The sequence below is a fragment of the Jejuibacter sp. L23 genome (genome assembly GCF_050815825.1).
In the GTDB taxonomy this organism is placed as follows: Bacteria; Pseudomonadota; Gammaproteobacteria; order Enterobacterales; family Enterobacteriaceae; genus Jejubacter; species Jejubacter calystegiae.
Genome location: NZ_CP138199.1, coordinates 2198104 through 2210245, shown reverse-complemented (window position 1 = coordinate 2210245; position 12142 = coordinate 2198104). Strand labels below are relative to the sequence as shown.

The 12142-nt window shown below is 57.2% G+C and carries 9 protein-coding genes; 1 reads left to right on the top strand and 8 read right to left on the bottom strand.

Going from position 1 to position 12142, the window contains the following annotated elements:
- Nucleotides 1-57: 57 nt before the first annotated feature.
- Nucleotides 58-1386 carry a cytosine permease gene (locus SCU88_RS10135; RefSeq protein WP_175339931.1) on the top strand — a complete coding sequence of 443 codons (1329 nt, stop codon included), beginning with the start codon at nt 58-60 and terminating at the stop codon, nt 1384-1386.
- A gap of 67 nt (nt 1387-1453) precedes the next feature.
- Here the strand turns inward: SCU88_RS10135 and spy are convergent, their stop codons facing one another.
- The 8 genes from spy to SCU88_RS10095 form a co-directional block, all read right to left on the bottom strand.
- Nucleotides 1454-1936, bottom strand: a complete 483-nt coding sequence (spy, locus tag SCU88_RS10130; RefSeq protein ID WP_138097201.1) for an ATP-independent periplasmic protein-refolding chaperone Spy — start codon at nt 1934-1936, stop codon at nt 1454-1456.
- Nucleotides 1937-2255: 319 nt separating this feature from the next.
- Nucleotides 2256-3215, bottom strand: coding sequence for a succinylglutamate desuccinylase (gene astE, locus SCU88_RS10125; RefSeq protein ID WP_175339930.1), 960 nt, complete (start codon nt 3213-3215; stop codon nt 2256-2258).
- Complete coding sequence (astB, locus tag SCU88_RS10120) at nt 3212-4552, bottom strand: N-succinylarginine dihydrolase (protein ID WP_175339929.1); 1341 nt, start codon at nt 4550-4552, stop codon at nt 3212-3214. Before astB ends, astE begins: the two co-directional genes overlap by 4 nt.
- Nucleotides 4539-6026, bottom strand: a complete 1488-nt coding sequence (gene astD, locus SCU88_RS10115) for a succinylglutamate-semialdehyde dehydrogenase (RefSeq protein ID WP_175339928.1) — start codon at nt 6024-6026, stop codon at nt 4539-4541. The genes astB and astD overlap by 14 nt, the downstream gene beginning before the upstream one ends.
- The gene (gene astA, locus SCU88_RS10110) at nt 6023-7057 is read right to left on the bottom strand and encodes an arginine N-succinyltransferase (protein WP_175339927.1); all 1035 of its coding nucleotides are present in this window, start codon (nt 7055-7057) and stop codon (nt 6023-6025) included. Before astA ends, astD begins: the two co-directional genes overlap by 4 nt.
- Entirely contained in the window at nt 7054-8274 is a 1221-nt protein-coding gene (locus SCU88_RS10105; RefSeq protein WP_138097196.1) for an aspartate aminotransferase family protein, read from the bottom strand. The genes astA and SCU88_RS10105 overlap by 4 nt, the downstream gene beginning before the upstream one ends.
- 349 nt (nt 8275-8623) lie before the next feature.
- Nucleotides 8624-9952 carry an HlyD family type I secretion periplasmic adaptor subunit gene (locus SCU88_RS10100; RefSeq protein ID WP_175339926.1) on the bottom strand — a complete coding sequence of 443 codons (1329 nt, stop codon included), beginning with the start codon at nt 9950-9952 and terminating at the stop codon, nt 8624-8626.
- Nucleotides 9942-12062: a type I secretion system permease/ATPase gene (locus tag SCU88_RS10095; protein ID WP_175339925.1), complete on the bottom strand. Its 2121-nt coding sequence runs from the start codon at nt 12060-12062 to the stop codon at nt 9942-9944. The genes SCU88_RS10100 and SCU88_RS10095 overlap by 11 nt, the downstream gene beginning before the upstream one ends.
- Nucleotides 12063-12142 lie beyond the last annotated feature (80 nt).

The following is a 12142-nucleotide window of genomic DNA, read 5'->3' as shown; positions in this document are numbered from 1 at the left end:
CCTGGCCCACGCTGACCGGGTTCGGCAAGTACACATCTTTTAGTCAGGGAGCAGACCATGAATAACAGAATGAGTCCGGAGCTACTACCCAGCACGGCACAGCAAAGAACCCTTACCACCTTCGATCTCGCCATCCTGTGCGCCGCCATGGTGGTGAACGTTGTCGGATTGATTATTCCCACCCAGATCTTTTTTGCCGGAACGCTCAGTCCGCTGGCAATTTTACTCTGTGCGCTACTCGGGTTTTCACTGGTCGCCTGCCTGATTACCCTTACCGGCGATATTGGTACCCGTTATGGCGTCCCCTTCACCCTGTTTATCCGCGACTGCTTTGGACTGCGGGGCGCCATTGTCGGTTCGCTGGCCCGCGCCGCCGTTTGTGTCACCTGGTGTGGCATCATCACCTGGCTGGGAGCGAGCGCGATTAATACCATCCTGGAAACCTGGCTCGGTTTTTCCCACTTTTGGATAGTCTTCGCCATTTTCGCTGGCTGCCAAATCGTTAATGCCAGCCGGGGGGTCAAATCCATGTCGCGATTTGGCTGGCTGGCTATCCCGCTACTGGCACTGATGCTGTGTGCCATGGTGCTGTGGCTGCTGAAAACGCACGATATTACGGTGCTGACGGTTTTTGAACGTCCCCCAGAACCGCCAACGCCGGACAGTTTCACCTTATTTGGCGCAATTTCCGTTTTCGCGGGCGGCTGGCTTTCCGAAGCCCTGAACGGCAGCGATCTGTCACGTAAATTACGGTTAGCACCCAATGGTCCTGAAGCCTCATTTTTCATGCGCAACCGCGCGATGATTATCGCCTTTTTTACAGGGTTTATTATCAGCGGTCTGGTGTTGTCGGGTACCGGTCTTATCTCCGGCGTACTGAGTGGCCACTACGATCCGGTAGAGATGATGAAGGTCTCCTTCAGAGAACAACCGCTAATACTGGTCATCGGCTGTCTGACACTGGTGGTTGCCCAGTGGAGCACCAACACCTGCGCCAATATCTTTCCCGCAACCCTTGTGCTGCTGAATCTGTGTCCGCGCCTCTCCTTTGCCGCTGCGACCTGGATTGTAGGCCTGCTCAGTATTCTGCTGATGCCCTGGTTGCTGATGGCGCATCTGGCATGGGTGCAGATTCTGTTTTCCGCCTGCCTGGCCCCGATTCTGGGCATTATGCTGGTGCACTATTATATTATCTTACGCGGTCATGTTGATGTCACCGCACTCTATGACAGTGGACAGCGTCGCTGGCGGGTCAACGGGATGCTCGCCCTGGCGATTGGCATTATCAGCGGCATCGTTTTTCGCGATCAGGCTTTTTTTGTCGCCTTTCCGGTAGCCAGCCTCAGCTACGGATTACTGGTACGCATCAGAGGGCGTGAACGATAAACGGCAAAAACCGCCGGCGAACTTCGCACGGCGGTTTTTATTATGATGGCCAAAGGGGCATCGTCGTTTATTCAGCAGCCGCTTTATTCATGCGATCCTGCTTTTTGGTCAGGTGCTTTTCAAAATTGGCGTTGTACTGCTTTTTCTGCTCCGGAGTCAGCACATTATAAATCTTGTTCTGGGTTTCCATCATCGACAGCATGCGCTGCTGATTCTGTTTCTCCCCTTTTTCAATCATCTGCTCAGCTTTGGCCCGGTCAAAGGTATCGCTGGCGACCAGGTTGTGCATGGCGCGGCGCTCATCCAGATTCGGGCGCGGCATTTTCTGACGCTCGGCCTTCATAATGTCGCGAACCTGCTGCTTCTGGGCATCGGTCAGGTTAAGGTCTTTAAACATCATCATATGATGCGGACCACGCGGGCCTTTATGATGATGCATCTTCACTGCGTCTTCCTTTGCGGAGGTCGTGGACGTATCGGCTGCATGTGCCAGATTCGCCGCGCCCAGAGCCAGAGATGAAGCAACAATAATCGCAGTTAATTTACGCATAGTATCTTATCCTTATTCAGTTATTCGGCGACGTTACTTTGTCGCGTTGACGGAAATGAGTTTAGGGCTTTCGGAGTCAAGTAACCACAGGTGTCGTAAAGTAATGAAAGCCTGATTGCGAAATTTTCGCCAATTATGAAGGAAATAAGGAGAACAGATGCAGACTGGTAACAAAAAATAAAATTCCGGGGAATCGCCAGAAATTATGGAGAAAGGGTAACCGATTTATTTGGTGAAATAAAGCCCGACATCAGGAACAGTCTGAATATTTAATATTTTGCGGTTAACTGAATAAATTCCGGCCACTCGGGCCGGAATGTTACTCCGCATCTATCAGCATCAAACCGGCACGTAACCCCGGCGCCACTCGGGGGTTGGGAAACAGCACATACTCGGTAGGATACCTGGCCAGATAGCGCCTTCCCGACTCTTCCGCCAGTAGGTCACCGGCGTGAAAGGCGGTAAAATTAGGCGTCTGGTCCGCCATATGCAGCACAAACGCCTCGCTCTGTTTAGTCAACTGACGCACCACCCGATAGCGCCGGGGCGGTCGCTCAGGCATCACGGGCGTCTCACCACGTAGCAGCGCACGCAGGGCCATATCCGCCAGCCTGAACTGCGTCAGGTCATTGTCACCCAATGGCCGGGCCTTACCCAGCTCCAGGGTGGCGCTCAGGGCGCCGCAGCAGGCGTGGCTGAAGTGACTGAAGGTGCCCGCTGGCGACTGATGGAATACCAGCGCCTCCAGCCCCGCGGCCCCCAGCCAGGCCAGAAATCCTTCATCCCACGGAGTCTGACTGGCGGGCAGCACTCCAAAGCGCGAATGCAGCGATTCTCGCAGCGCGGTGTGTAGATCCAGATGCCAGCGCCGCGGCGCGCGATAAAATTCCGTCAGCCGCTGCTCCAGCAGCCTGGCGCGCTCCCTCTCCGTCCCCTCAGGAAAGCGCTGCCAGCCTTGCGAAAACAGACGGTTGAGATCCTGAGCCTGGTAGCGACGCCCGGCGCGCAGGGCACCGGGATTGCCCAGGAGAACCAGCAGTCGCCAGCGCAGCGGCAATTCCCCCGCCGCCAGGGCCTGGATAATGGCATCCAGTAACTCTACCGGCGCGGTCTCGTTACCGTGGATCGCCGCAGAGATGACCAGATCGCCCACCGGTTCGGCATCTGGCGTTATGCTCAGGATCCCCTCCTCCCGCCACTGCCACGAAAAACCGCCCTGCTCGCCGCATTGCGCTTGCGGCGCCCTGCCGTTTAGCGTCCGGGCCAGAAAATCCCTCATGCCGTTACCTCCCGCTGAAAATCGTATAGCGCCCCAAGGCTGAGGATGCCGGTCAGCTCATCCAGCGCCGTTCTGCTCTCTTCCAGCAGTTGCGGATCCCGTAAATCATCGGCGATCAAACGGTCCCGGTAGTGGCGCTCAATCCAGGCGTCGAGGCGGTTAAACAGCGCCTCGTTCATCCAGACCCCGGGATTGACCGCCGACTGCTCCGCCTCGTTCAGCACCACTCTTAGCCTCAGACAGGCCGGGCCACCGCCGTTAGCCATGCTTTCACGCAGATCGAACACCCGCAGCCGGGTGATCGGGTTATCCTCCGCCAGCAGCTCATTCAGATACTCCCACACGCCCGCATGACGTCGGGCCTCTTCAGGCAGCACCAGCGTCATTCCGCCATCGGACGTCGTTAGCAACTGGCTGTTAAACAGGTAGGTCTGCACCGCATCCGCCACTGATACCCGACGCTCCGGCACCTCGATGAGCTGAAAACCGGGCAGCCGCTCGCCCAGCGCCTGCCACAGCGGCTCCGCCTCCACAAAGGCCCGCTCATGACACAGCATCAACTGCTGGTTGCTGACGGCAATCACATCGTTATGAAACACGCCGCAGTCAATAACCTCTGGATTCTGACGCACAAAATGCGCCTGATGTGACGCCACCCGATTCAGTCGGGCCACCGCCTGACTGGCCGCCAGCGTCTGGCGGGCCGGGTAGCGCTTCGGTCCCTCGCCCGGTTCGCCATCGCCCCGCCCCCAGACAAAAATCTGGATGCCTGGCGCGCCGTGAGCCACGGCGAGTCGATTATGGTTGGCGGCGCCTTCATCGGCGAAAGCGGCCACCTGCGGCAGCGCGTTATGAATCTCAAAGTAACGGGTATCCCCAAAGATGGCGCGCAGCGCTCGCCCGGTGACGCGAGCTTCGACAGCCCGGTGAAACTTGCTGTTCAGATTTGCCACCGTAAAGTGCACCCGCCCATCCTGACTGTCCGCTGACGGCGATACCGTGGCGGCATTGGCAACCCACATGGCCGAAGCCGAACTGGCCGCTTCCAGTAACCCCGGCGCCTGACGCCAGACCTGCTCCAGCACCGCGCCGTCATTGCCGCTGAATCCCAACTGGCGCAGGAGCGCCACGCCGGGGCGCTCCTGAGGTGGGATGACCCCCTGAAGGAAACCGGCATCCGCCAGCGCCTTCATCTTGAGCAATCCCTGACGTGCCGCCAGCCGCGGGTTAGCGACCCGATGACGGTGACGCATCGAAGCCTCATTGCCCAGCGACAGTCCTGCGTAATGATGAGTGGGCCCCACCAGCCCATCAAAGTTGGCTTCACGGGCGTTCATCGTCACCTCCGGAAAAGTCCAGCCCCGGACTGAGCTGTTGCGGCAGCGGACAGCGCTCGCTCTCCAGGCTCGCCATCGGCCAGGCACAGGCATCTGCCATATACCAGGCTCCCGGGCGATGGTTACCCGACGCCCCCATGCCGCCAAAGGGCGCCGTGCTGGCGGCGCCGGTCAACGGCCGGTTCCAGTTGACGATACCGGCTCGCGCTTCCAGCAACAGACGGTCAAACAACGCCCGATCCGGTGAAATCAGCCCCGCCGACAAACCGTAGCGGGTCGCATTCGCCAGAGCGATAGCCTCATCGAAGTTGTCATAGCGCCAGACGCCCAGCAGTGGGCCGAAGACCTCCTCGTCCGGAACCCCGGTCACGCCGGTCAGTTCCACTATCCCCGGCGCGACAAGCGAACTGTGCTCATCCAGCAGTGCCGGAGCCAGTAACGGTCGACCGCCCCGCGCCAGATGCTGGCGCCAGGCCGTCATCACCCGCTGTGCCGCATCACGGCTAATGACGCCGCCCATAAAGGGTTGGGGCTCGGCATACCAGGCCGCCGGACGCAGCCGCTCTGCCACCGTCACCAGCCGTTCAAGAAAGCGATCCCCCGCCGCGCCGCGTTTAACCAGCAGGCGGCGTGCGCAGGTGCAGCGCTGCCCGGCGGTAATAAAGGCCGACTGAATGGTCAGATGCACCGCGCCATCGATATCGTCGGGCTGGTCGACAATCAGTGGATTATTGCCCCCCATCTCCAGTGCCAGAATCTTTTCCGGCTGACCGGCCAGTTGACGATGTAACTGATAGCCGGTGGCGGCGCTGCCGGTAAACAGCAGGCCATCGATACCCGGATGTCCCGCCAGCGCCTGACCGGTTTCTGACCCGCCCTGCACCAGATTCAGCGCCCCGGGCGGCAGACCCGCCTGCTGCCAGAGTTTCACCATTTCGGCGCCGCTGCCCGGCGTCAGCTCGCTGGGCTTAAATACCACGCAGTTGCCCGCCAGCAGCGCGGGAACAATCTGACCATTCGGCAGATGACAGGGGAAGTTATAGGGGCCGAACACTGCCAGCACCCCGTGCGGCCGGTGACGCAGGCTGGCCGCTGTGTCGTCACCCAGCAGCGTACGCTGTTCGCCGGTGCGGGCATGCCAGGCTTTTAGCGAAATGGCAATTTTATTAACCGCAGCCGTCACTTCGGTGAGCGCCTCCCAGCGGGGTTTCCCCGTCTCCCGGGCGATGGTCTGGGCCAGTGCATCTCTTTGCTGCTCCATCAGCGCGGCAAAGCGTTCCAGAATCGCAAAGCGGGTTTCCAGCGGACGGCGGGCCCAGTCGGGAAAGGCGGCCCGCGCCGCATTGCAGGCCGCTTCCACCTCTGGCGGACTGGCGCCGTTTCCCTGCCACAGCGTCTCTCCCGTTACCGGGTTCGTTTTGTGAAATGGCGTGCCGCTACCCGGCAGCCAGCGACCGTTAATCCAGTGTGTCATCCGCGTTTCTCCTGTGGGACGAGACGGACCAGGCGCACCCGGTCACCGCTACTGCATTTCAGGGCATCGGCCGTTGCGCCATCCAGTACGATGCGCGACGCCCGGGGATTAGCCGCCACCAGCAGGGCACGAAAATGGTGATAGTTTTCATTCGCCACCAGGCACAGCGGCTGGGAATCGCGGGCGGGCTGACCGACCGCCACTTCCACCATCCGGCTGTCGCGGATGGCCCTCACCTGATCCAGGTCGCACTCCAGCGTTGGCCCGCCGTCGAAGATGTCGATGTAGTGGCGATAGCGGAACCCTTCAGCCTCCAGCACCGACCGGGCCGGTGCCGTCTGAGGATGCACTTCGCCAATAACCGCCCGCGCTTCGGGGGAGAGAAAGTCGGTATAGATTGGATGCTTCGGCATCAGTTCAGCGATAAACGCTTTCTGTCCGGTTCCGCACAGATAATCCGCCTTAACGAAATCCATAGCGAAAAAGCGGCTGCCAAGGCTATCCCAGAACGGTGACTGGCCCTGCTCGCTACTGACGCCGCGCATTTCCGCCACCAGCTTGCTGCTGAAATGCTCCGGAAATGCGGCCATAAACAGAAAGCGGCATTTAGAGAGCAGATAGCCGTTGCCCGCATGGCGCCATTTCGGATCGAGAAACAGTGAACAGAGCTCGCTGCTGCCGGTGTGATCGTTACTGAGAAACAGGGTCGGCAGCGCTTTATAAACGTTAAGCTCTTTCGAGGCGTGCACCAGAGTCCCCACCCGGTAGTTATACCAGGGCTCGGTCAGCCCCACGGCGACTTCTATGCCGCAGATCCCTACCGGTTTACCGCTCTCCAGCTCTTCAAGGATAAAAACATAGCCCTGCTCCCCACGCGGCAGCTCGCCGCGCCAGGTCTGGAGCGAACGTTCGATACGCGCCGCGATGGTCTCTTCATGGGCGGGAAGCGATGTCAGGCCGCTACCGGCACTGCCCAGCATCGCTATTAACCCGCCCAGATCGGCATGGGTGGCGGGACGGATCGCTATCACAGGCGGCCCTCCCCAACCACGTTGCGGCAGGCATGCTCAAAACGTTCCAGCCCTTCGTCGATATCCTGTTCGTCGATAATCAGCGATGGGGCAAAGCGCAGCACATCCGGACCAGCCACCAGCATCATCAGACCTTCTGCGGCAGCGGCCCGCAGAATCGTCTTCGCCTGACCGGCATATTCCGGTCGCAGTTCGCAGCCAATCAGCAGCCCCAGTCCGCGGATCTCGCGAAACAGCGCCAGTCGGGCATTGATGGCCTGCAACCGGGTGATAAAGTGCTGGTGGCGCTGTCTGACGCCCTCCAGCAGCTCCGGCGTGTTTACCAGTTCCAGCACCCGACCGCCCACCGCTCCCGCCAGCGGATTACCGCCCCAGGTGGTGCCGTGGGTGCCCACTCCCAGCGTGCGGCCGATAACGTCGGTGGTCAGCATCGCTCCCACCGGGAAACCGCCGCCCAGTGCCTTGGCGCTGGTTAAGACATCCGGCGTCACGCCGTAGTGCATATAGGCGTACAGCGAACCGGTACGCCCAACGCCGGTCTGAACTTCATCAAAAATCAGCAGCGCATCGTGGCGATCGCACCGCTCGCGCAGCCCCGCCAGGAATTCACGCCGCGCCGGTATCACGCCCCCTTCCCCCTGGACCGGCTCCACAATCACCGCGCAGGTCCGGTCATCGATAAGCTTCGCCGCCGCCTCTAAATCGTTATAAGGCACATGGTGGATATCAGGCGGCAGCGGCGCAAAATCACGGGACCAGGCAGGCTGACCACCCGCAGATACGGTAAACAGGGTACGGCCATGAAAAGCGCGATCGAAGGCGAGGATCGCGCTCTTTTCCGGGCCACCGCGATCGTGACCATACTTGCGCGCCAGCTTCAGGGCAGCTTCGTTAGCTTCAGCCCCGGAGTTACAGAAAAAGGCCCGTTCCGCAAAGGTGGCGTCAATCAACTGCTTCGCCAGACGCAGAATGGGTTCGTTGGTGTAGCCATTCCCGGTGTGCCACAGTTTTGCGGCCTGCTGTTCCAGCGCCTGACGCAGCGCCGGATGGGCGTGCCCCAAAGCATTCGCGGCAATGCCGCCCGCAAAATCGATATACTCTTTTCCTTCTTTGTCCCACAGCCGTGAGCCGAAGCCCCGGTCAGGAATAAACGGGGCCGGCGCGTAAAGGGGAACCATCCAGGTATCAAAGTCTTCGCGGGTAACGGACTGGGTCATAGTGGCCTCGTGAAATATTAGTTTGGATATTGTTAATAAAAAGTATCAACTCACCTTCTGACTGTAGATTGCAGACTTTATGCCAGCCAGCCGAAAAAGTGCATAAACCCCAGGCGACAACGGAAAATCAATAAGTTAAACGCCGGTGATATGCATATAAAGCGCATAAAAAGTGCATAAAATAATGAAGAGAGCTATTTGTAGAATGATGGGAAAGAGAAGTTATGCATTTTCGGAGCATTATTCTGTAATTGTGATCAGCAATAGAATTTCAGATTGGTTAATGCGTTTTTTTGGCGCAGCCTGCACCAGCAAGTGGCAGATTCAGGTATCTGCCACTTGCTGACACTTAGCGCTGTTTACCTACATCGTCCAGCGCCTCCAGCATCGGGCTCAGCAGGTAGCTCAGTAGCGTTCTCTTACCGGTTTTAATCTCGGCGCTGACCGACATCCCCGGTTCCAGTTTTTTTAACGCTCCGTCTATGGTCAGTTCATCACTATCAAGCTCAATCACGGCCCTATAAATCAACCCGTTTTCCCGGTCTTCGGTGGCATCGGCCGCCAGATAGATAAGCCGCCCCTTTACCCAGCCATAGCGCGTAAAATCGAAAGTATCGAGCTTAACCGTGACCAATTGTCCGATACGTAAAAAACCGACATCCTGATTACTGACCCACACCTCTGCGCCAATTTTTTCGCCTTCCGGTACGATCTTCAGAACCTCCTGCGCCGCCTCGACGGCCCCTCCCGCATCTCTGAATGCCAGGGCATCCACTTTACCGCCGACGGGTGCCTTCAGCGTATACTGGGCCAGCAGTGCATCTAACTGCTTCAACTGCATCCGCAGCAAGGCATTTTCATTCAGGCGTTCGCTGCGTTCCTCTTCGGCTTTGCGCACATTTCCAGCCGTCCGGGCGGCCTGCTCCGCCACTTGCTGCTCATATCCCGAGCGGGACTCTCGCACCTTCGCTTCCATGGTGCTGACGTTATATCGGGACTCCAGCCAGGTCTTACGTAACTCAAGCAGACTGTCATCGCTGGTCATTTTCTTTTTATTGAGCTGCTCCATAGCCTGATACTGTCGATGATGGATAGGCAGCAACGCCTGCGCCATCTGATGCTGCTGCTGATACGAATCCAGTTGCGCCTCAAGCGTTGTCAGCGTGGTACGATCGATACGTTTTTGCTGCCTGTCGGCCTCTATTTCTGCCGCAAGACGAGCCTGTACCGCCAGCACTTCCGGCGATTTGTCTTGCTGCAATTCAGCCGGCAGCACCGCTTCACCGTTATCCTTCGTATACTGACCAATCAGTACATCAAGCCGGGCGATATGCAGGCGATTAAGGCGCTGGCGTAACAGGTTCTCCTGATGCTGGGCCTGCAGTGACGCATCGTTAAGTTTTACCAGCGCCTGCCCTTTGTTGACCCGCTCCCCTTCACGAACCAGTACCGCGGCAATATCGGCCGTGACGGCGGCATGAACGGGCCGCGAGAGCCGGGTTACCGCCAGCTTACCCCGGGTCACCGCAACGATATCCACCTCATTAAAGGCGGCCCAGCAGACCGAGGTAGTCATCAGTGCTATCACCACCCAGATTATCAACCTGCCAAGCGGTGAAGGCGGTGTCTCCTGAACTTCCAGCACGGCGGGTAAAAAGTCGTGATGTTCACTCTTCATACGCGATCGCCTCACTCTGTAACCGATACAGATGGCTGTACGTTCCCTGCTGCATTAAAAGCTGCTGGTGCGTGCCCTGTTCGATAATATTCCCTTTATCCATCACCACGATCCGGCTGGCATGTCGCACGGTAGAGAGGCGATGGGCGATGATAAACACCGTCCTTCCCTGGCAGATTCGCGCCATATTTTGCTGAACCACCCTTTCAGATTCATAGTCAAGCGCACTGGTCGCTTCATCAAAAATCAGAATGGCAGGGCGAGCCATTAGCGCACGCGCAATACCGATGCGCTGCTTCTGTCCCCCTGACAGCTGGCCCCCATGCTCACCTACCGGGGTGTCATAGCCGAGGGGAAACTCACTGATAAACTCATGAGCGCCTGCAAGCTCCGCCGCCGCGATAACCTGTTCAAGCGACGCATCCGGTATCGTGAGCGCAATATTTTCCCGCACAGTACCGTTAAATAGCTGCGTCTCCTGCAACACCACGCCAATCTGCCTGCGCAACCACTGCGGATCGATATGGGCAATATCGATACCGTCGATAAAAATCTGCCCCTCGGTGGGGACATAAAGCCGTTGAATAAGACGGGTAAGCGTGCTTTTACCCGACCCGGAGCGCCCAACAATACCGATAACCTCTGCCGGTCTGACCGACAGATCCACGCTATTCACCACCCGGGCGGCATCCTGCCGGTAGCTAAAAGCCACGCCGGAAAAACGAACCGCGCCCTTAATTTCCGCCAGGGTATTACCGCTGCTCTGCTGATGTTCCGGCACCACATTGAGAATATCGCCCAATCGCTTTACCGAAATGGATACCTGCTGAAAGTCCTGCCACAACTGTACCAGGCGTAATACCGGTGCGGTTACCTGCCCGGCAAACATATTAAAGGCGATGAGCGCTCCGACAGTGAGATCACCGTTAATGACCAGTTGCGCGCCGTACCACAGAATAGCCACACTGGTAACCTTACTGACCATCTGTGATATTTGTCCGGCGATATTACCCAGATTCTGCGTTTTAAAACTGCTGGTCACAAAGGCGGCAATCTGTTCATCCCAGCGGCGGGTCATATGATTTTCCACCGCCATCGCTTTTACTGGCTCAATACCGGTAATACTTTCCACCAGGAACGCCTGGTTTTTGGCTCCCTGATGAAACTGTTCATCCAGCCGCTTTCGAAGAATCGGCGTAATAAAGATGGATAGCAGGATATAAGGTACCAGCGAAACCACCACAATCAGCGTCAGCGGAATGCTGTAAAAAGCCATTACGACAAAAAAGACCAGAGTAAACAGAATATCCAGACACAGCGTTAACGCACTACCGGTCAGAAACTCGCGCACCGTTTTCAGCTCATGAACCCGGGCAACGGTAATTCCCGTCTGACGCTGTTTAAAATAAGCCAGCGGCAACGCGAGAAGGTGCTTATAGAGTAACGAACTTAGCGTAACATCAATACGCTGTGAGGTATGCGCCAGCAGATAATTACGTAATCCACCGAGGACAACGTCGAAAAGAGCGATAAACAACATACCCAACGCCAGCACATCCAGGGTACTCAGACTCTGGTGTGCCAGAACCTTATCCACCACTACCTGAAAAAACAGTGGTGACACCAGCGCCAGTATCTGCATGAAAAACGAGGCCATCAGAACTTCACCGACCAGTTTTTTATAACGCAAAAAAGCCCGGGCAAACCACTGTATGTTAAATTCCCGCTCCAGAGATTCCAGCGATAAACGGCGGGTGAATAAAAACGCGGGATATACGGTTCCTGGATCAATAGTGATAGCTTCGGGCTGTCTGGCACCCGGCTGTTGAATTAGCCATTGTTGATCTTTTATGGCTGCCAGGACTACATAGCCTCTGTCTGGCAGGTAAACCACGGCGGGAAGCGGTATTTTTCGCCGTAGTGCATTGATATTCTTTATATGACGACACTTCAGGCCGCTACTACGTACTGCACGAATAAATTGAGTCTGGCTGTCATGTCGTTTATCGACATAGAACTGTTGCTGTAAGCTGTCAATATTTACTGACACTTCCCAGTATTGAGCAATTAACTCGAACGACTGCCATAATCCATTCTGCTCCACGGACATCCTTATTCCTTTTTTGGTCCTGTAAAACGTAAGGAAACACTCCCTTTAATAAAAGGGAGTGTTCCTGGTTCAGATGACTA